The organism is Streptomyces sp. CY-1 (assembly GCF_047218265.1).
Classification (GTDB): Bacteria; Actinomycetota; Actinomycetes; order Streptomycetales; family Streptomycetaceae; genus Streptomyces; species Streptomyces niphimycinicus.
In genome coordinates this window covers 7,818,187-7,841,804 of sequence record NZ_CP178393.1, presented here as the reverse complement: position 1 = coordinate 7,841,804, position 23,618 = coordinate 7,818,187, and the positions used below count along the sequence as shown (strand labels likewise).

The following is a 23,618-nucleotide window of genomic DNA, read 5'->3' as shown; positions in this document are numbered from 1 at the left end:
CGTGGCCACACCTGACAAGAACGGCACGACCCTCGACTCCGTATCCCTGGCGATCATCGAGCAGCTCCAGGAAGACGGCCGCCGGCCGTACGCCGCCATCGGAAAGGCCGTGGGGCTCTCCGAGGCCGCCGTGCGGCAGCGCGTGCAGAAGCTGCTCGACCAGGGCGTGATGCAGATCGTCGCCGTCACCGATCCTCTCACCGTGGGGTTCCGGCGGCAGGCGATGGTCGGCATCAACGTCGAGGGCGATCTCGACCCGGTCGCGGACGCGCTGACCGCCATGGACGAGGTCGAGTACGTGGTCGTCACCGCGGGTTCCTTCGATCTCCTGATCGAGATCGTCTGCGAGGACGACGACCACCTCCTCGACATGATCAGCAAGCGGATCCGCACACTGCCCGGTGTGCGCTCCACCGAGAGCTTCGTCTACCTCAAGCTCCGGAAGCAGACCTATACCTGGGGAACGAGATAGCAATGAGCGCCGACCTCTCCAAGACGGCGTACGACCACCTGTGGATGCACTTCACCCGCATGTCGTCGTACGAGAACTCCCCCGTGCCGACGATCGTGCGCGGTGAGGGCACGTACATCTACGACGACAAGGGCAAGCGGTACATCGACGGCCTGGCCGGCCTGTTCGTGGTCAACGCGGGCCACGGCCGGGTCGAGCTGGCCGAGACGGCCTATAAGCAGGCCCAGGAGCTGGCCTTCTTCCCGGTGTGGAGCTATGCCCACCCCAAGGCCGTCGAGCTCGCCGAGCGGCTCGCGGGCTACGCGCCCGGCGACCTGAACAAGGTCTTCTTCACCACGGGCGGCGGCGAGGCCGTCGAGACCGCGTGGAAGCTGGCCAAGCAGTACTTCAAGCTCACCGGCAAGCCCACCAAGCACAAGGTCATATCCCGGGCGGTGGCCTACCACGGCACCCCGCAGGGAGCCCTGTCGATCACCGGGCTGCCGGGGCTCAAGGCCCCGTTCGAACCGCTTGTCCCCGGTGCCCACAAGGTCCCCAACACCAACATCTACCGCGCCCCGATCTTCGGCGACGACCCCGTGGCGTTCGGCCGCTGGGCCGCCGACCAGATCGAGCAGCAGATCCTCTTCGAGGGCCCGGACACCGTGGCCGCGGTCTTCCTGGAGCCGGTGCAGAACGCGGGCGGCTGCTTCCCGCCGCCGCCCGGGTACTTCCAGCGGGTCCGCGAGATCTGCGACAAGTACGATGTGCTGCTGGTCTCGGACGAGGTCATCTGCGCCTTCGGACGGCTGGGCACGATCTTCGCCTGTGACAAGTTCGGCTACGTCCCGGACATGATCACCTGCGCCAAGGGCATGACCTCGGGCTACTCCCCGATCGGCGCGTGCATCATCTCCGACCGGCTCGCCGAGCCGTTCTACGAGGGCGACAACACCTTCCTCCACGGCTACACCTTCGGCGGCCACCCGGTCTCGGCCGCGGTCGGCGTCGCCAACCTCGACATCTTCGAGCGCGAGGGCCTCAACCAGCATGTGCTGGACAACGAGGGCGCGTTCCGGTCCACGCTGGAGCGGCTGCACGATCTGCCGATCGTCGGCGATGTCCGGGGGGACGGCTTCTTCTACGGCATCGAGCTGGTGAAGGACAAGGCCACCAAGGAGTCCTTCGACGAGGAGGAGACCGAGCGGATCCTCTACGGCTTCCTCTCCAAGGCGCTGTACGAGAACGGGCTGTACTGCCGGGCCGACGACCGCGGCGACCCGGTTGTGCAGTTGGCGCCGCCGCTGATCGCCGACCAGGCGCTCTTCGACGAGATCGAGCAGATCCTGCGGACGGTGCTGACGGAGGCATGGACCAAGCTCTGACGGTGGGTCGCTTGGGCAGGTCCAGTTGACCGAAGCTCAGGCCCATGTTGAGGCTCACGCCCACTTGAGGGCGAACCACAGCTCCATCCGGACGTCCGCGTCGCCCAGGTCCACGTCCAGCAGGGCCTCGACGCGGGCGATCCGCTGACGGACCGTATTGCGGTGCACCTCCAGTGCCACCGCCGTACGGTCCCAGCTTCCGTGCAGCGACAGCCACACCCGCACCGTCTCCAGCAGCGCCGGTGCGCCGTCGAGCGGCGCGAGCAGGGCCCGGCCGTGCGCCCCCGCCTCGGCCGGGTCCACCAACGAGCCGACCCCGCCCGCGCGGGCCGGTCCGTGCCGCACCAGCGGCACCCGCTCGGCGACGGCCCGCCGCAGCGCACGGGCGGCGTCGGCGCCGCCGCGCGGCAGCTCCGCGGCCGGTACGGGCGCCCCGACGCCCAGGGTCCAGCCGGGCTGCGCCCGCACCTCCCCCTGGCCCGGCACCAGGGCGCACATGGCGTCCCCGTCGAGGTCGACCAGCGGCGTCCCGAGCCCGGCCGCGAGCGCCGCCGTGGCCAGCAGCCCGTCATCCCGGCCGCGGCCGCGCCGCCGCCCGTGCACCACGGTCCACAGCCCGCCGCTCTCCGGGGGCCCGGATCTCAAATCGGGGGCTGTCCCCGTCTGCCCCGGCGAGCGGCTCAGCAGTCCGGCCACCCGTGCCGGTTCGGCGCCGAGCATCAGCCGTACCAGCGCCGCCGTGCGCTCGGCCTCGGCCCCGACCACCCGCCGCGCCGTCAGCAGCGACAGCAGCACCACGGCCACCCCCACGATCGCCCCGTCCGCGCCGTCCCGCCGGGGAGCGCAGAGCCCGAGCGCGAGCCGGTCCTCCGGCCCGGCCGGGCCGCCCAGCCCGTACGCGGTGAGCTGAAGCTCCTCACCGGCGGCGTCGGCCGCCCTGCCCGCCGCCGAGGACGGGCCCGAGCGCAGCCGCGCCGCGAGCGCGGCGAGCGCCGTACGGGCCTCCCGCGGCGGCCGGGGGCCCGCGGCCGCCAGCTCAGCGCCGTCCGGGCCGTAGAGCACCGTCCACGCCCCGAGGTGCTGGCCGAGCTGCCGCAGCACGGCCGGTACGGGGTGCGGGCGCGCCGCGGCCGTCGCCAGCGACTGCTGTGCCTCGGTGACGCTCCGCAGCTCATGGTGGCGGCGCTCGGCCATCGCGTCCCAGACGGCACTCGCGACGGCGGTGAAGGTCGTCTGCCGCGGCACCTCGACCAGCGGCAGCCCATGCCGGTCGCACGCCTCGACCAGCGCGCGGGGCACGGTGTCGTGCACCGGCGCGATGCCGAAGCCGAGCGCCGCCGCGCCCGCCTGGACCGTACGGGCCACATAGCGGTCCCAGTAGGTGCCGGCGCCCGCCGCCTCCGGGCAGTGCACCCCCGCGCTGAGCAGCAGCTCGCCGCCCAGCAGATACGGGACGGGGTCCTCCATCTCGCTGGTGTGGACGAAGTACACGGGCGTGTCCGCCTCGCACGCCCCCGCGACCTGCCGCAGCCCGAGAGCGGGGTGGCCGAGGAGGGTGGCGAGCGGGACGGGGGCCGTCGGGGGTACGCGGTCGTTCATCACGGCGGGCCTCGCGTGGGGACGGTTCGTACATCCCGGGGATCGGGAGTGGAGGAAACGTACACTTCCCGGACGCTCCGGCGACACCTAGGGTCTCCGTCACTCCCCACATTCCCCGCACGTCCCGTACTCCCCCGTACTCCCCCGCACTCCCCGCACTTCCGCACGCCCCACGACCCGATCCCCGCGGATCGCCGGGACCTCCCCGATCCCGTGCGGCTCCGCTCGCCCGACCTCCCGACCGCTACCCGACCCCCGCCGGACCGAGGAGCACTGCCATGACCGCTGTCGACTACACCGTGATCGTCGTCTATCTCGCGGGCATGCTCGCGCTCGGCTGGTGGGGGATGCGCCGCACCACGTCCACCAGCGACTTCCTGGTCGCGGGCCGACGGCTGGGGCCGTTCATGTACTCCGGGACGATGGCCGCGATCGTGCTCGGCGGCGCGTCCACCATCGGCGGCGTCGGGCTCGGCTACCAGTACGGGCTCTCCGGCGCCTGGATGGTCATCGCCATCGGCCTGGGGCTGCTGGCGCTGTCGGTCTTCTTCTCGGCGCGCATCGCCCGCCTCAAGGTCTACACGGTCAGCCAGATGCTGGATCTGCGCTACGGCGGCTCCTCCGGGCTGATCTCGGGCATCGTGATGTGGGGCTACACCCTGATGCTCGCGGTCACCTCGACCATCGCCTACGCCACCATCTTCGATGTGATCTTCGGCCTGGACCGGGTCATCGCCATCGTGCTCGGCGGGGCGATCGTGGTCTGTTACTCGACGCTCGGCGGCATGTGGTCGATCACCCTCACCGACATGGTGCAGTTCGTGGTCAAGACGGTGGGCGTGCTGCTCCTGCTGCTGCCGATCGCGGTGGTGAAGGCGGGCGGCTTCGGCGCGATGAAGTCCGAACTCCCCCATGGCTACTTCTCCCCCATGGGCATCGGCGGCCAGACCATCTTCACCTATGTGCTCATCTACTCCTTCGGCATGCTCATCGGCCAGGACATCTGGCAGCGGGTCTTCACCGCCCGCGATGACAAGGTGGCCCGCCGTGGCGGCACCGCGGCCGGTACGTACTGCCTGGCCTACGCGGTCGCGGGCGCGGTCATCGGCACGGCGGCGAGGGTGCTGTACCCCAAGCTGGACGCCCCGGACGACGCGTTCGCGACCATCGTCAAGGACTCCCTCCCGGTGGGCGTGAAGGGGCTGGTGCTGGCCGCCGCGCTGTCCGCGGTGATGTCCACCTCCTCGGGCGCGCTCATCGCCTGCGCGACGGTGGCCAACAACGACATCTGGGCCCGGCTGCGCGGCCGTACGCTCCGTACCTCCGGTGGCTCCCACGACGAGGTCGGCGGCAACCGCGTCTTCATCCTGATCATGGGCATCGCCGTGATCGGCATATCGGTCGCGCTCAACAATGTCGTCGAGGCGCTGACCGTCGCCTACAACGTGCTGGTCGGCGGATTGCTGATGCCGATCCTCGGCGGGCTGCTGTGGAAGCGCGGCACGGGCGCGGGCGCCCTGGCCTCGGTCGGTGTGGGCGGCCTTACGGTCATCGCGCTGATGGGGTGGAAGGGCATCCTCGCCAACGAGCCCATCTACTTCGGGCTGCTGGCCTCGCTGGTGGCCTATGTGGCGGTCAGCCTGGCCACCAAGCCGACCGACGCGGCGATCCTCGACGCCTGGCGGCGCCGACTCGCCGGTGAACCGGCCGCCCCCGCCTCCGAGACCGCCAGCCCGGCCACCGCGGGCGCCTGACACCACCTCACGCCCCCACACCGGCACCGCCATACCTACCCCTCCCTCATTCGCGTCTCCATACATCCGCGCCTCCATACGCCCCGTCAGAAAGGCACCAACCCATGCCCACCGCACAGCGCGCGCGTCACGGCGGCGATCTCGTCGTGGAGTCCCTCACCGCGCTCGGGGCGAGCACCGTGTTCGGGCTTCCCGGACAGCACGCTCTCGGGGCGTTCGACGCGCTGCGGCGGTCCGGGCTCACCTATGTGGGACTGCGGGTGGAGAACAACGCCGGGTTCGCCGCCGACGCCTTCGCCCGTGTCACCGGTACGGTCGCGCCGTTGCTGGTGTCCACCGGACCGGGGGCGCTCATGACGCTCGCGGCACTCCAGGAGTCGGCGGCGGCTTCCGCACCGGTCCTGGCCATCGGCAGCCAGGTGCCGACCGCGGGGCTCGGCGGCGGGCGCAAGGGCTATCTCCATGAACTCGTCGACCAGAAGGCGTCGTTCCGCGACGTCGTCAAGTCCGTCCACACGGTCCGTACCGCCTCCCAGATCCCCTCCGCGGTCGCCGCCGCCTGGGCGTCCGCACTGGAGGCCCCCGCCGGGCCGGTGTGGCTGGAGATCCCGCAGGACGTGCTGCTCGCACCGGTCTCCGTGCCGCCGGTGACCTCCCTGCGCGCCGAACCCCGGCCGCTGCCGCCCCGGCCCGAGCTGACGGCGGAGGCCGCGAGGCTGCTGAGCGCCGCCGAGCGTCCGGTGATCCTGGCCGGGGGCGGCGTGGTGCGCGCCGGGGCACGGCAGGAACTGCGGGCGCTGGCCGAGGCGCTGGACGCGCCCGTGGCCACGACCTTCGGCGGCAAGGGCGCGTTCCCCTGGGACCATCCGCTCTCGCTCCAGTCCTGGCTGGAGGACGCGCACACCACCGAGTTCCTGGAGGACGCCGATGTCCTGCTGGTGGTCGGCTCCGGACTGGGCGAACTCTCCTCCAACTACCATACGTTCCGCCCGCGCGGCCGCCTGGTCCAGATCGAGGCCGACCTCGGCAAGCTGGAGTCCAACCACCCGGCCCTCGCCATCCACGCCGACGCCCGCGAGGCGCTGGCCGCCCTCGCCGAGGCCGTCACGCCCCGCCCACCGGGCACGGCGGCCAAGGCCGCGGCCGGGCTGCTCACCCGGGTGCGGGAGCGGATCGACGGGCAGGGTCTGGAACTGGAGCAGCGGGTGCTGGGCGCGGTGCGGGACGCGCTACCCGATGACTCCGCCAGCTTCTGGGACATGACGATCCTCTCCTATTGGGCCTGGTCGGCCTTCGATCCCCGTGCGGGCGCCCTGCACTCGGCGCAGGGCGCGGGCGGTCTCGGCTACGGCTTCCCGGCCGCCCTCGGGGCCGCCGCCGCTGATCCCGGCCGGCCGGTGCTGGCCGTCTCGGGCGACGGTGGCGCCATGTACTCGATCGCCGAGCTGGCCACCGCCCACCAGTACCGGCTCCCCGTCACCTGGCTGATCGTGGACGACGGCGGCTACGGCATCCTGCGCGAGTACATGACGGACACCTTCGGCGAGGCGACCGCCACCGAGTTGTCCCGCCCGGACTTCGTCACGCTGGCCGAGTCCTTCGGCGTCCCGGCGGTCCGTACCACACCCGAGCGGCTGCGCGCGGACCTCGCCGGCGCCCTCGCGGCCCCCGGGCCGTCGGTCGTGGTGCTGCCCGCGCTGCTGCGGATGTTCGCGCCCACCCACCTCGACCGGCTCGCCGACGGCGGCGCCGACGAGGGCCCCGGACCCGATCAGCGCTGATCGGAGCCCGACCCCGATCAGCGCTGATCGGAGCCCGACCCCGATCAGGGCTGATCGGAGGAAATGGGGGCCACCCGCGCCGAGCCTGGGCGCGGGCCCCCACCCGAGTCCTTACCGTGCCAGTGACCCATTGGCTTCACGCTCGTTCACCCAACCGGGGGAATGAGACGATCGCAGGTAAGGCGAGGTGCTCGGGATGGTGGCTCCGCCGGACGACGAGATGCTCGCGGCACGCACCGTGTCGTATGCCTACGGCGGCTCACCCGCCCTCCTCGGTGTCTCCCTCGACGCCCGAGAGGGCGAGATCCTCGCCGTCACCGGTCCGCGGGGCTGCGGCAAGACCACCCTCCTCAGTTGTCTGGCGGGCCAACTCGTCCCGGACGGCGGGGAGGTGTGGTTCAAGGGCGTCCCCGTGCACAGCCTCCCCCCGCTCGGTCTCGAACGGCTGCGGCGCGACCACTTCGGCTGGATCGGCACCGAGCCCCATCTCGTCCCCGAGCTCACCGCCTGGGAGAACGCCGCGCTCGCCCTGATGCTGCGCGGCACCGGGCGGCGCGCCGCGAAGAGCGCCGCGTGCGAGTGGCTGGACCGGCTCGATGTCGGCGAATGCGCCCGGGCACGGCCAGCCGCGCTGCTCCAGTCCCAGCGCCAGCGAGTCGCCATCGCCCGTGCCCTGGCCGCCGGGCCGAGCGTCCTCTTCGCCGACGAGCCCACCGCCCCGCTGCACCAGGCCGACCGCGCCCAGGTGCTGCGCACCCTCACCTCGGCGGCCCGCTCCCACGGCATCACCGTCGTCCTCGCGACCCATGACCAGGAGATGGCCACCCTCGCCGACCGCACCGTCGCCCTGCTCGACGGGCGCCGGGTGGGCTCGGACCCCTCCGAGGCGGAAGGCAGGGCCGCGTGCTCAGCCTCCGTCTGACCCGCGGTGCCCGCCCATCGGTGCTGCTGCGACGGTCGCTGGTCACCGTCGCGGCGGCGGGCGCGAGCTTTCTGCTGCTGAGCGCCCTCGGGTTCGCCTCCGGCCATCCGGCCGACTCGCAGGGCGCGGTGGGGCGGCTGCTGTGGTGCCTGGTGCCACTGGCCGCGACCGTGCATCTGGCCGTCGCCGTGGGCCGCGCCGACCCCAGCACCGGGCCGGGCCCCGGGTTCGCCGCGGCCGGGCTCGGCCCCGCCCGTGCGGCACTGCTCGCGGCGGTCTCGATGGCCGCCGCCTGCGCGCTCGGCGGTGTGCTGGCGCTGCTGGTCTTCCTGCATCTGCGTGGCGACCTCGGCTCCTGGCTGGACTGGGCCGGAAGCGGGGCGGACGGCCGGCAGCTCGGCGGCGGCCGTCCGCTGCCCCTGGCCGGCACCGTGACGCTGCTCGCCGTCGTCCCCGTACTGGTGGGCGCGGCGTGTGCGGCCGGGCTGTGGCCCCGGCAGCCGCGGGCCGGGCACCAGCCGGTCCGCGAACCGCGGGGCGCCCGCCGCCCGGCGGTCCCGGCCCCGCCCACCGTCGTGACGGGGCCGGTCGCGCCCTGGCCCCACCGGGCCACCTCCGGCCTTCCATGGGGCATCGCCCTGACCGCGGCCGGACTCGCCCTGGAGGCATACGCGAGCGGTGACGCGCCCCCGCACCCCGACGCCCTGCTCGCCGTGCCGGGCCGGCTCGGCGGCAACCCGCCCGGTGTAGTGGGCGGCTGGGTGCTGGCGGCGCTCGGGCTGGTGCTGGCCGGGCCCGGCCTCACCCATCTGTGCGGCAGACTGCTGGCCGTCGGGCGGCCCGGCGTGCTGCGGCTGCTCGCCGGGCGCATGCTCCAGCAGGAGGCCGGTCTCATCGGACGTCCGGTCGGCGCGCTGTGTGCCCTGGCCGCCGCCGGATACACCGTCCTGGAGCTGTACGGAAGGGCCTCCGGGCCGTCCGGCGCCCATGCCTTCGGCCCGCTCACCGGTCTGGGCGCGGCCCTGGTCACGCTGTGCGCAGCGGCCACCACCCTGACCGCGGTCGTGGAGGCGAGGAGCGCGCGCGAGCGCACGACGGCCGCGCTGCTCCGCCTCGGCGCCCCGACCCGGCTGCTCCGCGCGGCGGCCGCGCTGCGCGCGACGGCCCTGCTGGCACTGCTGGTGCCGCTGGCGTGGGTGGTGGCGCATCTCACGGCGATGCCGTTCCGCCGCTGAAAATACGGGGTGTTGGTGTCCATGCCTGGATTGTGCGACCAAGGGGCCCGGTCACGTTTGCCGCAATCCACAGCCCCCCACCTCCGGTGTGATTAGCATGTCGGCGTGCAGGAACCAGCCCGCGAAATAGAGTCCATCGAGGAGTTCGACCAGGTCGTCGCCCGCGGCACCCTGGCCGGGTTCCGGGTCCAGTCCGTGGACCTGACGAGCCGTACGGCCGCGCTCCTCTCCACCGACACCAGCGAGGCGGTCTTCCTCGGCTGCCCGATGGAGCCCGAGGCGGCCGCGAAGGTCCGGGCCGGGGGTGCGCTGGTGTTCCCGCCGGTGCCGGATCTCCCGTTCGATCCGTACCGCGGCACCCTCTACTCGCCCGCGCAGCTCTTCGAGGGCCTGACGGAGCACGGTTACGCGCGGACGCCGGACGCGCTCGCCTACGCCTGGTTCCAGCGGACCAAGACGGACGGCGACATCTTCTCCTCGATGCTGCGTTCCATCCACGACGACGCGATCTCCGACGCGCTCGACGAATTCCTCGTCGGGACGCGGGTGGTGGGCGTCATGGGCGGCCATGCGCTGGAGCGCGGCTCCGACGGGTTCGCGGGCGCCGCGTACCTCGGACGGGCCCTGGCGCGGACCGGTCTCACGGTCGCGACGGGCGGCGGACCGGGCGCGATGGAGGCCGCGAACCTGGGCGCCTACGCGGCCCCGCACGAGGACACGATGCTGGACGAGGCGCTCGAACTGCTCGGCAAGACGCCCTCGTTCCGGCCGTCCATCGGGGCGTGGGCCGAGGCCGCCTTCGCGGTGCGCGAACGCTGGCCGGACGGCGGGGCGTCGGTCGGCATCCCCACCTGGTTCTACGGACATGAGCCGCCGAGCGCGTTCGCCTCGCACATCGCCAAGTACTTCGCCAACGCCACCCGGGAGGACGGGCTGCTGGCACGCTCGACCGCGGGCGTGGTCTTCCTGCCGGGCGCCGCCGGGACCGTCCAGGAGATCTTCGACAACGCGACGCCGAACTACTACGAGTCGCGCGGTGAGCCCACCCCGATGGTGCTGGTGGACCGCGACCACTGGACCCGGCGGCTGCCCACCTGGCCGCTGCTCGAAGCCCTCGCCGAGGGACGGTCCATGAAGGCCCGTATCGCACTGGTGGACTCGGTGGACGAGGCACCCGAGGCGCTGCTGTCGCTGCTGGGCTGACCCGACGTCAAGGAGGCCCCTGCGCACGAGCGTTGTCGCGCCCGGGGCCCAGCGCGCGCCGGAGCACCGGCGTCGGGCCCCTCCGCGAGCCCAGGCGTCAGACCTGGGCGTCCAACAGCACCACATCGGCCGGGTCGAAGGCCACCCCCACCCGGGCCCCCGCCTCCGGAGCGTCCCGCAGGGCGCAGGACGCCTCCAGGGGCGGCGCGGCCGGGTCCGGCAGCCGCAGGATGAGCGCCACATGGTCGCCGCGGAAGGTGCGCGTCTCCACGGTGCACGCCAGCCCCTCCCCGGGGTCCGTCAGCCGTACCCCGGCCGGGCGGACCAGCAGCCTGGTGGGGCCCGGCCGGGAGCCGGGCGGAACGGGCAGCTTGCCCCAACGGGTGTCGGCGACCTCGCCGTCCACGATCGCGTCGACCACATTGTCGAAGCCGAGGAAACGGGCGACGAACTCGGTGGCGGGCCGCTGCCACACCTCCAGCGGGGTGCCGGTCTGGGCGATCCGGCCGTCGTCCATCACCACCACCCGGTCCGCGAGCGCGAACGCCTCCCCCTGGTCGTGGGTGACCGCGAGGACGGTGGTGCCCAGCCGTGCGAAGAGTTCGCGGAGCTCCACCACCAGCCGTTCCCGCAGCCCCCGGTCGAGCTGGCCCAGCGGCTCGTCCAGCATCAGCAGCTTGGGCCGCGGGGCCAGCGCGCGGGCGAGCGCCACCCGCTGCTGCTCGCCGCCGGAGAGCGAGTCGACGGGGCGGCGCTGGGCGCCCGGCAGCCCCACCAGCTCCAGCAGTTCGGCGACCCGGCGATCCGCCTCCGCGCGCCCCACCTTGCGCATCCGCAGCCCGAAGGCGACATTGCCGCCCACGTCCCGCTGCGGGAAAAGCTGGTGGTCCTGGAACATCAGCCCCACCCCGCGCCGGTGCGTGGGCACCCCGTTCTGGTCCTGTCCGGCGAGCCACACCCGGCCGTCGTCGGCGGACTGGAGCCCGGCCACCACGCGCAGCATGGTGGACTTGCCGCTTCCGCTCGGGCCCAGCACACAGACCGTCTCGTGCTCGGCGACCTCCAGGTCCACGGCGTCCAGCGCGTCGCGCCGGCCGAACCTTACGGTCACCTCGTCCAGTCGCAGCAGCGTCATTCAGAACTCTCCGGAACGGTCGGTGCGGATGCGCTCGAGCGCCAGCAGCGATCCGGCGCAGACCAGCATCAGGATCGTGCTCAGGGCCATCGCCTGCCCGTAGGTGAGCTGTCCGGCCCGGCCCAGGAAGCGGGCGATGGCCACCGGGAGGGTCGGCTGGTCGGGGCGCGCGATGAAGACGGTCGCGCCGAACTCGCCCAGGGAGACGGCGAAGGCGAAGCCCGCCGCGACCGCCACGGCCCGTCCCACCAGCGGCAGGTCCACTTCTCGCCAGACCCGCCACGGGGACGCCCCGAGCACGGCCGCCGCCTCCCGGAGCCGGTGGTCCACCGCCCGCAGTACGGGCAGCATGGTCCGTACGACGAAGGGCACGCCCACCAGGGCCTGGGCGAGCGGCACCAGGACCCAGGAGGCACGCAGATCCAGCGGGGGCTCGTCGAGGGCGATCAGGAACCCGAATCCCACGGTGACGGCCGAGGTGCCCAGGGGCAGCATCAGCAGCGCGTCGAAGCCCCGTACCAGCCTGCCCGCCTTACGGGTGAGCGCGGCGGCAGCGAGTCCGCCCACGGCGAGGGCGAAGACGGTGGCGACCGCCGCGTATCGCAGGGAGTTCCCGATGGCCTCCATGGGGGCCACGAAGAAGGTGCCTCCGCTGTCGGCGGCCGACGTGAGCGCCTCGTAGTAGCTGAATCCGTAGCCGTCCGGGCCGTTCAGCGAGCGTTCCACCAGCACCGCGAGCGGTGTCACGATCAGCAGCGCGACCACCGCCAGCACGCCCCACAGCAGCGCCCACTGCGCCGGTCCCTTCGGCCGGCGCGCCGTGCGGCCGGGGTCGACGAGCCGCAGGGCACTCTCCCGGCGCCTTACGGTCCACGCGTGCAGGGCCAACACGGCGGCGACCGCGGCGAACTGGACGAGGGTGAGCACCGCGGCCGTGGGCAGGTCGAGCAGTTGCGCGGTCTCGCGGTAGATCGCCACCTCCAGGGTGGCGTAGCGGGGGCCGCCGAGGATCTGGATCACGCCGAAGGAGGTGAAGGTGAAGAGGAACACCATCAGCGCGGCGGCGGCCACGGCGGGGGCCAGCGCGGGCAGCGTCACCCGGCGCCAGGCCGAGAGCCGGCTCGCGCCGAGCACCCGCGCGGCCTCCTCCTGGCGCGGGTCGAGCTGGGCCCACAGCCCGCCGACGGTCCTGACGACGACCGCGTAGTTGAAGAAGACATGGGCCAGGAGGATCGCCCAGACGGAGGTGTCGAGGCGCACCCCCCACAGCTCGTCCAGCAGCCCGCCCCGGCCGAGCAGGGCCAGGAAGGCGGATCCGGCGACAACGGTCGGCAGGACGAACGGCACGGTCACCACGGCCCGCAGCAGCCCCTTGCCGGGGAAGTCGAAGCGGGCGAAGACATAGGCGCCGGGCAGCGCGACCGCGAGCGTGAGGGCGGTCGACGCGACCGCCTGCCAGCAGGTGAACCACAGGACGTCCAGCGTCGCCGGATCGCTCACCACCTCGGCGATCCGGCCGAACCGCCACTGCCCGCCGACGCGCAGCCCCCGGGTGACGATGGCGGCCACGGGATAGGCGAAGAAGACCGCGAAGAAGGCGAGCGGCACCGCCATCAGGGCGAGCCGGAGGGCGAGCGCACGACGGCCGCCGCCGGCTGCCGTGTCGGCCTTACGGTGGCCGTCGGCCGTCTTACGGTTCTCGCGGGGCTCTACAGGACCAGCGAGGACCATGTCTTGACCCACGGCTCACGGTTCTTGGCGATCTTCTGCGGCGCCAGGGTGGCCGAGTCGCCGATCCTGACCCCGTACCGGGTGAACAGCTCCGGCAGCTTGGCGTCCTCGCGCGCCGGGTTGACGTACATGTTCAGCGGGACGTCCTCCTGGAACCGCTTGCTCAGCAGGAAGTCCAGCAGCGCCTTGCCGCCCTTGGTGTTGCCCGCGCCGTTCAGCAGCCCGGCGAACTCCACCTGCCGGAAGCAGGTGCCCGTCGCCACCCCGGTGGGGGCCTCGGCGGGCTTGGTCTTGGCGTCGGCCACCTCGGCGGGCGGGCTGGAGGCGTAGGAGACGACGAGCGGCCGGTCGCCCTTGCCGCCGCCGGCCGAGCCGGAGAAGCGGTCGTAATACGCCTGCTCCCAGCCGTCCACGACCTCGACGCCGTTGGCCCGCAGCTTCTTCCAGTAGCCCTTCCAGCCGTCGTCGCCGTACTTGGCGGCCGTGGCGAGGAGGAAGCCGAGGCCGGGGGACGAGGTGGCCGCGTTCTCGGTGACGAGGAGGTTCTTGTAGGCGGGCTTGGTCAGGTCCTCCAGTGTCCGGGGCGGCGCCAGCTTCTTGTCGGCGAAGTACTTGCGGTCGTAGTTGACGCAGATGTCGCCGAAGTCGACGGGGGTGACGCGGTGCTCGGCCCGGTCGAGCTGAAGGGCCGCCGGGACCTTGTCGAGGCCCTTGGCCGTATAGGGGGTGAACAGGTCGTTGTCGAGCGCCCGGGAGAGCAGGGTGTTGTCGACGCCGAAGAACACATCGCCCTGGGGGTGGCCCTTGGACAGGATCGCCTGGTTGACGGCGGCTCCCGCGTCGCCCCCGGCCTGCACGCGCACCTTGTAGCCGGTCTCCTTGGTGAACTCCTTGAGGACCGCCTTGGAGGCCGCGAACGAGTCGTGGGTGACCAGGATGACCGTCTTGGAGTCCGCGCCGCTCTTGGAATCCTCGCCGCAGCCGACGAGCGCGCCCAACGCCAGTGAGCCGAGGAGGGCGGCTGAGATGGCACGCCGAAGCTGGCTATTCATGGTGATGCTGACTCCCTACGCCGGTATGACCCGGATCAGGTCCGAGGGTCTGCGGCCGTGCCGCACTCTCAGCGCTTTGAGCGCTCCCCTGTCGGAATGTTCATTTGTACGGATGTTCGGTTTTACGACAATCGCATGACGCAACGATGCCCAGGCACCGTATCAGCCGGTCCTCAGCGCTCCGAAGCCGCCAGTTGCCCGCAGGCCCCGTCGATCTCCTGGCCACGGGTGTCCCGGACGGTCACCGGCACCCCGTGGGCCTCCAGGGCCGCCACGAACGCCTTCTCGTCCTCGGGCCGGGACGCCGTCCACTTGGAGCCGGGCGTCGGGTTGAGCGGAATGAGGTTCACATGCACCCGGCGGCCCTTGAGCAGCCGGCCGAGCAGATCGGCGCGCCACGCCTGGTCGTTGATGTCCTTGATCAGCGCGTACTCGATGGAGACCCGGCGGCCGGACTTCTCCGCGTACTCCCACGCGGCGTCCAGGACTTCGCGCACCTTCCAGCGGGTGTTGACCGGCACGAGGGTGTCGCGCAGCTCGTCGTCGGGCGCGTGCAGCGACACCGCGAGTCGGCACTTGAACCCCTCGTCGGCGAACCGCAGCATCGCCGGAACGAGGCCGACGGTCGAGACGGTGATGCCGCGCTGCGAAAGGCCGAGGCCGTCGGGCTCGGGGTCGGTGAGCCGGCGGATGGCGCCGACGACGCGGTTGTAGTTGGCCAGCGGCTCGCCCATGCCCATGAAGACGATGTTGGACAGCCGGGCCGGCCCACCGGGGATCTCACCGTCGCGCAGGGCCCGCATCCCGTCGACGATCTGGTGCACGATCTCGGCGGTGGACAGATTGCGGTCCAGCCCCGCCTGGCCGGTGGCGCAGAACGGGCAGTTCATCCCGCAGCCCGCCTGTGAGCTGATGCACATGGTGACCCGGTCCGGGTAGCGCATCAGTACGGACTCCACGAGCGTGCCGTCGAAGAGCCGCCACAGGGTCTTGCGGGTGGTGTCGTCGTCGCAGCTAATGTGCCGCACCACGCTCATCAGCTCCGGCAGCAGCCCGGCGGCCAGCTTCTCGCGCGCGGCGGCCGGTATGTCGCTCCACTGTGCGGGGTCGTCGACGTAGCGCGCGAAGTAGTGGCGCGAGACCTGACTGGCCCGGAAGGGCTTCTCCCCGAGGGCGGCGACGGCCTCCCGGCGCTCGGCGGGTGTGAGGTCGGCAAGATGCCGCGGGGGCTTCTTGGCCCCGCGCGGCGCGGCGAAGGTGAGTTCTCCGGGCTTAGGCATGGTTCACCCAGTGTCGCAGACGTACGAAGGGCCCCGCGCCATGCCTGGCGCGGGGCCCGTGGGCGGCCTCGTCAGCCGCCGCCCACGAAGATCACCAGCAGCAGCCACGCGACCGGCGCGGTGGGCAGCAGCGAGTCGAGCCGGTCCATGATCCCGCCATGGCCGGGCAGCAGCTTGCCCATGTCCTTGATGCCGAGGTCCCGCTTGATCATGGACTCGCCGAGGTCGCCCAGGGTCGCGCTGACGGCGACGGCGAGGCCGAGCAGCAGGCCCTGCCACCAGACGCCGTCGTCGATGAGGTACTGCATGCACAGCGCGCCCGCGACCATCGCGAAGGTCACCGCGCCCAGCAGTCCCTCGCGCGTCTTGCCGGGGCTGATCCGCGGCGCCAGCGGATGCTTGCCGAAGCGCCAGCCCACCGCGTACGCCCCCGTGTCGCTGACCACGGTCAGCAGCAGGAAGGTGAGGACCCGCCACGGGCCGTCCGCGGTGTCGAGCATGAGCGCCACGAAGGTGGCCAGGAACGGCACGTAGAAGGCGGCGAAGACGCCCGCGGTGACATCCCTGAGGTAGTTGTCGGGCGGCTCGGTCATCCGCCAGACCAGCACCGCGAGCGCCGTGAGCGCCACCGCCACCACCGCGCCCTGGGCACCGCGCACATAGCCGGCGACGATCATGGCGACCCCGCCGACGGCGAGCGGCACCAGCGGGACCCGGATGTCCTTGCGCTCGGTCAGCCGCGAGGTCAGCTCCCAGAGCCCGACCACCACCGCGACCGCCACCACGCCGACGAACACGGGCTTGTAGATGAAGAGCGAGGCCACGATGATCACGCCGAGGCCGATGCCCACCCCTATCGCGGCGCGCAGATTACGGCCCGCGCTCTTCTTCCCCTGCCCGGCACCGGCGCCGTGCGCGCCGCCGTCGGCGGAGGCCGGGTCGGGCGCGGGGTCGGGGGGCGTCGGCGGGCGCCCGGCGGGCGGCCGGGGTCCGGGCTGCGGCTCCCGCTCGTCGCGGAAGAGGGGGCCGCTCAGCCGAGCGGCCCCCCGGTCACGGTCGGCGGCCTCGCCGGAGTCGCCGCCTGCGTGGGGCACGGTGGGCATGGGGCGAGTCTGCGCCGCTTCGCCCACCTCGTGCGCGGGACCCGCCGAAGAAGGCGCCGCCACCCAGCCGTAGCCGGGGGAGGTGCCCTGACCGCCCGGTGCCCGGAATCCGGCGCTTGGTGGGGCCCCCCAGGAAGAGTCGTTCATCAGACCTCGAGCAGCTCGGCTTCCTTGTGCTTGAGCAGCTCATCCACCTGCGCGACATACTTCGCCGTGGTGTCGTCGAGCTCCTTCTCGGCGCGGCGCCCCTCGTCCTCGCCGACCTCGCCGTCCTTGATCAGCTTGTCGATGGACTCCTTGGCCTTGCGCCGGACACTGCGGATCGAGATCTTCGCGTCCTCGCCCTTGGCCTTGGCGACCTTGATGAACTCCTTACGGCGCTGCTCGGTGAGCTCGGGGAACACCACCCGGATGATATTGCCGTCATTGCTCGGGTTGACGCCCAGATCCGAGTCCCGGATCGCCTGCTCGATGTTGCGGAGCGCGGTCTTGTCGAACGGCGTGACCACGGCCATGCGCGGCTCCGGCACCGAGAACGACGCGAGCTGATTGATCGGCGTCAGCGCACCGTAGTAGTCCGCCACGATCTTGTTGAACATCGCCGGGTGCGCACGCCCGGTGCGGATCGCGGCGAAGTCCTCCTTGGCGACCACAACGGCTTTCTCCATCTTCTCCTCGGCCTCGAGGAGGGTCTCTTCGATCACCACTTGCTCCTGGTGTTATCAGTAAGCAGAGCCTCGCCCCTGCGTGCGTCTTCTCCTGCACGGTGTCCGACCGGCAGGCCGTTGTCCATCCCCCGTTCGAGCCGTCAGGCCCGGGAGCCCTGGTCGCTCACCAGCGTGCCGATCTTCTCACCCTTCACCGCGCGCGCGATATTTCCTTCGGCCAGGAGCTCGAAGACGAGGATGGGCAGCTTGTTGTCCCGGCAGAGGGTGATCGCGGTGGCGTCGGCGACCTTCAGGTCCCTGGTGATCACCTCGCCGTACTCCAGGGCGTCGAACTTCACCGCGTCGGGGTTGCGGGCGGGGTCGGAGTCATAGACCCCGTCCACGCCGTTCTTCCCCATGAGCAGGGCCTGGGCGTCGATCTCCAGCGCCCGCTGGGCCGCGGTGGTGTCCGTGGAGAAGTACGGCATGCCCATACCCGCGCCGAAGATGACCACGCGCCCCTTCTCCAGGTGGCGCACCGCACGCAGCGGAATGTACGGCTCCGCGACCTGGCCCATGGTGATGGCGGTCTGGACGCGGGAGTCGATGCCCTCCTTTTCCAGGAAGTCCTGGAGGGCGAGACAGTTCATGACGGTTCCGAGCATGCCCATGTAGTCCGAGCGGGCCCGGTCCATACCGCGCTGCTGTAGCTCCGCACCGCGGAAGAAGTTACCGCCACCGATCACGATGGCGATCTCGGCGCCGTCCCTGACCACGGCGGCGACCTCGCGGGCGATGGCGTGCACGACATCGGGGTCGACACCGAGTCCCCCGCCTCCGGCGAACGCCTCGCCGGACAGCTTCAGCATGAAGCGACCATGCTTGGCCGCACCGTGCGCGTTCTTGTCATCGGCGGCCTGTTTGGCGTCCGCGCCGTGATTCATTGGAGATCTCCTCGTGCACATACGAAGAAGGCCACTGCCGGACGGTCCTGTTACGACCTCTGCGGCAATGGCCTCCTCGTCACATCTGCGGCCGACCGGTTGACGGTTGGCTGACTACGACCCTATCGGGGTCGACGGTCATTCGCTGCTCGGCTCAGACGCCTACGCGGAAACGGGCGAAGCGCTTGAGCGAGACACCGGCCTCGTCCAGGACCTTCTGGACGGACTTCTTGTTGTCCTTGGCGAACGGCTGGTCCACCAGGACGTTCTCCTTGAAGAAGCCGGTGACGCGACCCTCGACGATCTTCGGCAGGGCGCCCTCGGGCTTGCCCTCCTCGCGGGCCGTGGCCTCGGCGACCCGACGCTCGTTCTCGACCGTCTCGGCCGAGATCTCGTCGCGGGTGAGGAACTTCGGGGCGAAGGCGGCGATGTGCTGCGCGACGTCCTTGGCGACCGTGGCGTCTTCCTTGTCCAGCTCGACCAGGACGCCGACCTGCGGCGGCAGGTCCGGGCTGGTGCGGTGCATGTACGCCGCGACGAAACCGCCGGAGAACTGCGCGAAGCGGTCCAGGACGATCTTCTCGCCGAGGGTCGCGTTGGCCTCGTCGACGAACGCCTGGACGGTCTTGCCCGCCTCGATCTCGGAGGAGAGCAGGGCGTCCAGGTCGGCCGGGGAGGTCTTGGCGACGTGGGCGGCGATGGCGTCGGCGACGGCCACGAACTTGTCGCCCTTGGCGACGAAGTCCGTCTCGCACTTCAGCTCGACCAGCACGCCGGAGGTCTTGTCGTCCGCGATGAGGGAGACGACAGCGCCGTTCTCGGCGTTGCGGCTCTCCCGCTTGGCCACACCCTTCTGGCCCTTGACGCGCAGGATCTCGACGGCCTTGTCGACGTTGCCCTCGGCCTCGTCCAGCGCCTTCTTGCAGTCCATCATGCCGGCGCCGGTCAGCTCACGGAGCTTCTTGACGTCAGCGGCGGTGAAGTTCGCCATGATCTGTAAATCTCTTCTCGAAAGTCGAAAGCTCTACGGGTGAACGGCGGGGGCGGCGCCATCGGCACCGTCCCCCGCCGTCATACACCGTCTGAGTGACGTCTGAGTGGTCAGCCCTGCTCGGTGCCCGCGGCGGGGGCCTCGGCAGGAGTGGCGTCCTCGGCGGGCTTGGCGTCCTCAGCGGGCTTGTCCGCGGCGGCCTCGGCGGGCTTGTCCGCAGCGTCCTCGGCAGGCTTGGCGTCCTCGGCGGGCTTCGCCTCGGCGTCGTCGGCCTTCTTCTCACCCTCGAGCAGGTCGCGCTCCCACTCGGCGAGCGGCTCGCCCGCGGCCTTGTCGGCCTTCTCGTCACCGGTGGCGACGCCGGAACGGGCGATGAGGCCCTCGGCGACGGCGTCGGCGATCACCCGGGTGAGCAGGGTGACGGAGCGGATCGCGTCGTCATTGCCCGGGATCTTGTAGTCGACCTCGTCCGGGTCGCAGTTGGTGTCGAGGATCGCGACGACCGGGATCCGGAGCTTGCGCGCCTCACCGACGGCGATGTGCTCCTTCTTGGTGTCGACGATCCAGACGGCGCTCGGCACCTTCTGCATCTCGCGGATACCGCCGAGGGTCTTCTCCAGCTTCGCCTTCTCGCGGGAGAGGACCAGGAGCTCCTTCTTGGTGAGGCCGGAGGCGGCCACATCCTCGAAGTCGATCTGCTCGAGCTCCTTCAGGCGCTGAAGGCGCTTGTAGACGGTCGAGAAGTTGGTGAGCATGCCGCCCAGCCAGCGCTGGTTGACGTAGGGCATGCCGACGCGGGTCGCCTGCTCGGCGATGGCCTCCTGCGCCTGCTTCTTCGTGCCGACGAACATGATGGAGCCGCCGTGGGCGACGGTCTCCTTGACGAACTCGTAGGCGCGGTCGATGTACGACAGCGACTGGAGCAGGTCAATGATGTAGATGCCGTTGCGCTCGGTGAAGATGAAGCGCTTCATCTTCGGGTTCCAGCGGCGGGTCTGGTGCCCGAAGTGGACGCCGCTCTCCAGCAGCTCCCGCATCGTGACGACGGCCATGGCCGTACTCCTTGAGGTACTCGGTTCCACGGCGGCCGGGCGGCCGCCGCTCCTGACGTCCCGGCGCGCCTGCCACGGACGAGGCCCTTTCGGGGGGTCGTCCAAGGACCGAGGGGCGCGGCCACCGAGCTGACCGATGCGCGATCGGAGCGTCGGTGGCGGGGCGTGCGAAGTCGATCCGGTGACCCGGATCGCCATAAGAAGTGTACGGGACGGGTACGGTGCCGGGTGACGGCGTTATCCACAACCCGTGAGTAGTCCCCCGATTCCGTCCATGATCCACCCGTTTCGGGTCGCCGGGCCATCGTGGAGGACATGCGAAGGCTTGTGGTGGGGCGGGCTCTTGCCCTGGTGATTCTGGCGCTGCCGATCTTGTCGGTGCTGCCAGTGGCGACGGCGCCTCTTGCGGCGGTACCGCTTTCGACGGCGCGGGCCGCGGCGGCGGCCCCGGGCGCGGCGTCCGGTCCGGGCACGGCATCCGGTCCGGGCACGGCATCCGGTCCGGCTGAGGGGCACGCGCCGGGGACGAGGCCGGGGACGAGGCCGGGGGCGAGGCCGGGCGGGGAGCGGTCGTGGCCGGTCGACGCTGCGCCGGGCGCGGTGCGACCGGCCGTGCTGAGGGGCTGGCAGCCGCCTCCGGCGCCCTGGGCGGCGGGGCATCGCGGGGTCGACCTCGCGGCGCGCCCGGGAGCGCGGGTCAGGGCGGCGGGCGCGGGGCGGGTGAGCTTCGCGGGCCCGGTGGCGGGCCGTGGTGTGCTGGTGATCGAGGTGTCCGGGACCGGCTCCCCTCCGCTGCGCACCACCTACGAACCGGTGCGCGCCACCGTGGCCAAGGGTGAGCGGGTGGCCGCAGGGCAGGTGGTCGGGGTGGTGGCGCCGGGCCCGTTCCACTGCCGGTCCGGCTGTCTGCACTGGGGGCTGCGGCGCGCGGACCGCTATCTCGATCCCCTGTCGCTGCTGCTGCCGTCGATGCTGCGGGGCGGGCCCTCCCGGCTGCTTCCGGTGTTCGGGGTGCGCGACGCACCCACGGTCTCCGCGCTCGCCTCCCCCGCCGGGGACACCCGGCTGCCGGCCGCCGCGGCGCTGGTGGCGGCGTCCCTGTGGGCCCGGATCCGGCTGGGCCACACCTCTCGCGCCCGGTGGAGTGGAAGTGGAAGGAACCGGCGGAGGTCAGCCCCGGACGCCGCGCAGGGCCATGGCGACGGCCGCCTCGGTGATCCGCTCGGGGTCCTCGGCAGCGCCGAGCTCGATGCGCCGGACCGCGGCGTCCACCACGCCCTGGAGCAGCACGGCCGAGAGCCGCGGCTGCTCATGTCCGAGGGTCGCGAGGGCCTCGACCACCATGGCGATCAGTCCGCCATGGGCGGCGCGGATCTTCTCCCGCGCGCCCGAGTCCAGCTCACCGGCGGAGATCGCCACCACCGCGCGATGCCGGCGGTCGCCGACGAGCGCGAGCTGCCGGCGGACATACGCCTCGATCTTCGCCTCGGGCCCATCGGCCCGCTCCATCGCGGCCTCGACCTCGGCGGCCCAGACCGGGAAGTCGACGGCGCACAGCTCCTCGACCACGGCGGCGCGGGAGCGGAAGTACTCATAGACGGAGGACCGTGCGAGTCCCGTGCGCTCGGCAAGGGCGGGGAAGGTCAGCGCCTCCGTGCCGCCCTCGGACAGCAGGGTGCGGGCGGCCTCCAGCAGGGCCGCGCGCTGCATCGTTCGGTGCTCGGCCACTGAGGCCGCTCGAATCCTGGGCACCCGACCACTCTACGGAAGAGGCCACCGGAAGGGCGATGCCGGAGGGACGATTCAGCGTCCGACGTCGGCGAGTTTCGCCCGCAACTGGAGCACCGATTTGGTGTGGATCTGACTGACCCTGCTCTCGGTGACGCCGAGCACCTGGCCGATCTCGGCGAGCGTGAGCCCCTCGTAGTAATAGAGCGTGACCACGGTCTTCTCCCGCTCAGGGAGGGTGTTGATCGCTCGGGCGAGCAGCCTGCGCAACTCCCGGTCCTCGGCCACCTCGACCGGGTTGTCCGCGGCGGTGTCCTCGAGGGTGTCCATGAGGCTGAGCCGGTCGCCGCCCTCGCCGCCGACATGCAGCAGCTCCTCCAGGGCGACCACATTGGCGAGCGACAACTGGCTGAAAACGCCGTGCAGTTCCTCGATGCTGATGTCCATCTCGGCCGCCACCTCGGCCTCCGAGGGGGTGCGGCGCAGTTGGGCCTCCAGCGTGGCGTATGCCCGCTCCACGGCCCGGGCCTTCTGACGGACCGACCGCGGGATCCAGTCCAGTGCCCGCAACTCGTCGATCATCGCGCCGCGGATCCGGGTGATCGCATAGGTCTCGAACTTGATGGCGCGCTCGGGGTCGAACTTCTCGATGGCGTCGATGAGTCCGAAGACCCCGGAGGAGACGAAGTCCGCCTGCTCGACATTGGAGGGCAGCCCGACGCTGACCCGGCCGGCCACATATTTCACCAGCGGTGAGTAGTGCAGGATGAGCTGCTCCCGCAGCCGGCCGTCGCCCGTGGTCTTGTACGACCGCCACAGCTCGTCGAGCGATGAGGGCGCGGCAGGGCGCACCGCGCCGCGAGCCGCGGGCGGCGCCGCGCTGTCAGACCCGGAGATGTGCTGGGGCATTCGTCGCCTTGAGCCGTTCTGCCATGACATGGGTGAGGACGTACGCTTCCGCCGGAAACCTTGTGAGCGTAGCGTGACTACGGCGTCGCGGTATGCGAAGGGCTTCGGCTCGGCGGTGTGCGGATACGGTCATCGCCTCAACCCTTTCACCCGATTGCCCCGATTCGGGGGATCGCCTCGCCGTGCGCCGTCGCCCGGGCTCACGGGACGGACCAACTCCCATCGATCGCCATGACGTTCGACAAAGCCCAGGGCGAGCAGTTCATGGAGCCGGCCCAGGGCCTCGTCGCAGCCGGTCCCGGATTCCCGGGCCACCTCCCGCAGGTCGTTGCCGCCTCGTGCCGACAACGCTTCCAGCACCCGTGCCGTCACGGGATCGAGGAGGTCCCGCTCGACCAGCGGGCCCCGGCGCTCCGGGGCGAGGTCTCCGATGCCGCCGATGAGCTCGGCCACTTCGGCGGCGTCGGTGACCAGGACCGCCTCACCGCGCAGCAGTTCATGCACCCCGGCGGACAGCCCGCTGGTCACCGGCCCCGGCACCCCCATGGTGGACCGCCCGAGCTGTTGTGCCCGGCGCGCGGTGACCAGCGATCCGCTGCGGAACTGGGCCTCGACCACGACCGTGCCTCGGGTGAGCGCGGCGTTCTCTGGGGGTTCAGTGGGGGTGGTGTGACGTTGCAGAAGCCCTCTCATAGGGTCCTACTGCAACAGGTCTC

At 71.7% G+C, this 23,618-nt stretch carries 19 protein-coding genes, 2 pseudogenes and 1 riboswitch; of the genes and pseudogenes, 8 read left to right on the top strand and 13 right to left on the bottom strand.

Annotated elements, in window-relative coordinates; translation table 11 throughout:
* Position 1: 1 nt before the first annotated feature.
* Complete coding sequence (locus tag ACK1X7_RS33825; RefSeq protein WP_361499566.1) at positions 2-472, top strand: Lrp/AsnC family transcriptional regulator; 471 nt, start codon at positions 2-4, stop codon at positions 470-472.
* 2 nt (positions 473-474) lie between these two features.
* Positions 475-1,836, top strand: coding sequence for an aspartate aminotransferase family protein (locus tag ACK1X7_RS33820; protein WP_216347596.1), 1,362 nt, complete (start codon positions 475-477; stop codon positions 1,834-1,836).
* Positions 1,837-1,890: 54 nt separating this feature from the next.
* On the opposite strand, the gene ACK1X7_RS33815 is transcribed toward ACK1X7_RS33820, so the two are convergent.
* On the bottom strand, positions 1,891-3,435 hold the full coding sequence (locus ACK1X7_RS33815; protein ID WP_385139294.1) for a PucR family transcriptional regulator: 1,545 nt from the start codon (positions 3,433-3,435) through the stop codon (positions 1,891-1,893).
* Positions 3,436-3,713: 278 nt separating this feature from the next.
* Between ACK1X7_RS33815 and ACK1X7_RS33810 the strand changes: the two genes are divergently transcribed.
* The 5 genes from ACK1X7_RS33810 to ACK1X7_RS33790 all read left to right on the top strand — a co-directional run bounded on the left by ACK1X7_RS33810 (position 3,714) and on the right by ACK1X7_RS33790 (position 10,330).
* The gene (locus ACK1X7_RS33810; RefSeq protein ID WP_361495992.1) at positions 3,714-5,189 is read left to right on the top strand and encodes a sodium:solute symporter; all 1,476 of its coding nucleotides are present in this window, start codon (positions 3,714-3,716) and stop codon (positions 5,187-5,189) included.
* Positions 5,190-5,293: 104 nt separating this feature from the next.
* Positions 5,294-6,970, top strand: coding sequence for a thiamine pyrophosphate-binding protein (locus tag ACK1X7_RS33805; protein WP_385139291.1), 1,677 nt, complete (start codon positions 5,294-5,296; stop codon positions 6,968-6,970).
* Positions 6,971-7,166: 196 nt separating this feature from the next.
* The gene (locus tag ACK1X7_RS33800) at positions 7,167-7,892 is read left to right on the top strand and encodes an ABC transporter ATP-binding protein (protein WP_385139289.1); all 726 of its coding nucleotides are present in this window, start codon (positions 7,167-7,169) and stop codon (positions 7,890-7,892) included.
* A complete protein-coding gene (locus ACK1X7_RS33795; protein WP_385139286.1) occupies positions 7,874-9,127 on the top strand; it encodes a hypothetical protein in 1,254 nt (417 codons plus the stop codon). The genes ACK1X7_RS33800 and ACK1X7_RS33795 overlap by 19 nt, the downstream gene beginning before the upstream one ends.
* Positions 9,128-9,232: 105 nt before the next feature.
* Positions 9,233-10,330 (top strand): LOG family protein, encoded by a 1,098-nt coding sequence (locus tag ACK1X7_RS33790; RefSeq protein ID WP_413116071.1) that lies wholly within the window; start codon positions 9,233-9,235, stop codon positions 10,328-10,330.
* 97 nt (positions 10,331-10,427) lie between these two features.
* Here the strand turns inward: ACK1X7_RS33790 and ACK1X7_RS33785 are convergent, their stop codons facing one another.
* From ACK1X7_RS33785 to rpsB, 9 genes are all read right to left on the bottom strand, one after another.
* The gene (locus ACK1X7_RS33785) at positions 10,428-11,465 is read right to left on the bottom strand and encodes an ABC transporter ATP-binding protein (RefSeq protein ID WP_398160256.1); all 1,038 of its coding nucleotides are present in this window, start codon (positions 11,463-11,465) and stop codon (positions 10,428-10,430) included.
* Positions 11,466-13,079, bottom strand: coding sequence for an ABC transporter permease (locus ACK1X7_RS33780; RefSeq protein WP_385139356.1), 1,614 nt, complete (start codon positions 13,077-13,079; stop codon positions 11,466-11,468).
* Between the two features lie 95 nt (positions 13,080-13,174).
* Complete coding sequence (locus tag ACK1X7_RS33775; RefSeq protein WP_413116070.1) at positions 13,175-14,248, bottom strand: thiamine ABC transporter substrate-binding protein; 1,074 nt, start codon at positions 14,246-14,248, stop codon at positions 13,175-13,177.
* A riboswitch (TPP riboswitch) is annotated at positions 14,244-14,348 on the bottom strand. Its footprint overlaps the gene before it by 5 nt.
* 73 nt (positions 14,349-14,421) lie before the next feature.
* On the bottom strand, positions 14,422-15,528 hold the full coding sequence (gene rlmN / locus ACK1X7_RS33770) for a 23S rRNA (adenine(2503)-C(2))-methyltransferase RlmN (protein WP_208517734.1): 1,107 nt from the start codon (positions 15,526-15,528) through the stop codon (positions 14,422-14,424).
* A gap of 71 nt (positions 15,529-15,599) precedes the next feature.
* Positions 15,600-16,778: a phosphatidate cytidylyltransferase gene (locus tag ACK1X7_RS33765; protein ID WP_385139274.1), complete on the bottom strand. Its 1,179-nt coding sequence runs from the start codon at positions 16,776-16,778 to the stop codon at positions 15,600-15,602.
* Positions 16,778-17,335: a ribosome recycling factor gene (gene frr / locus ACK1X7_RS33760; RefSeq protein ID WP_059144208.1), complete on the bottom strand. Its 558-nt coding sequence runs from the start codon at positions 17,333-17,335 to the stop codon at positions 16,778-16,780. The genes ACK1X7_RS33765 and frr overlap by 1 nt, the downstream gene beginning before the upstream one ends.
* A gap of 104 nt (positions 17,336-17,439) precedes the next feature.
* On the bottom strand, positions 17,440-18,222 hold the full coding sequence (gene pyrH / locus ACK1X7_RS33755) for a UMP kinase (protein WP_014055206.1): 783 nt from the start codon (positions 18,220-18,222) through the stop codon (positions 17,440-17,442).
* A gap of 154 nt (positions 18,223-18,376) precedes the next feature.
* Positions 18,377-19,213, bottom strand: coding sequence for a translation elongation factor Ts (gene tsf / locus ACK1X7_RS33750; protein WP_361495971.1), 837 nt, complete (start codon positions 19,211-19,213; stop codon positions 18,377-18,379).
* 110 nt (positions 19,214-19,323) lie between these two features.
* Positions 19,324-20,265 carry a 30S ribosomal protein S2 gene (gene rpsB / locus ACK1X7_RS33745; RefSeq protein WP_385139270.1) on the bottom strand — a complete coding sequence of 314 codons (942 nt, stop codon included), beginning with the start codon at positions 20,263-20,265 and terminating at the stop codon, positions 19,324-19,326.
* A gap of 315 nt (positions 20,266-20,580) precedes the next feature.
* Here rpsB and ACK1X7_RS33740 point away from each other — a divergent pair.
* Positions 20,581-21,153 (top strand): annotated as a pseudogene (locus ACK1X7_RS33740) (peptidoglycan DD-metalloendopeptidase family protein); the annotation flags it as partial.
* 282 nt (positions 21,154-21,435) lie between these two features.
* On the opposite strand, the gene ACK1X7_RS33735 reads toward ACK1X7_RS33740, so the two are convergent.
* From ACK1X7_RS33735 to ACK1X7_RS33725, 3 genes and pseudogenes are all read right to left on the bottom strand, one after another.
* A complete protein-coding gene (locus ACK1X7_RS33735; RefSeq protein ID WP_078644001.1) occupies positions 21,436-21,975 on the bottom strand; it encodes a TetR/AcrR family transcriptional regulator in 540 nt (179 codons plus the stop codon).
* 93 nt (positions 21,976-22,068) lie between these two features.
* Complete coding sequence (whiG, locus tag ACK1X7_RS33730; protein ID WP_014055202.1) at positions 22,069-22,902, bottom strand: RNA polymerase sigma factor WhiG; 834 nt, start codon at positions 22,900-22,902, stop codon at positions 22,069-22,071.
* Between the two features lie 129 nt (positions 22,903-23,031).
* Positions 23,032-23,544 (bottom strand): annotated as a pseudogene (locus ACK1X7_RS33725) (DNA-processing protein DprA); the annotation flags it as partial.
* Positions 23,545-23,618: the final 74 nt, after the last annotated feature.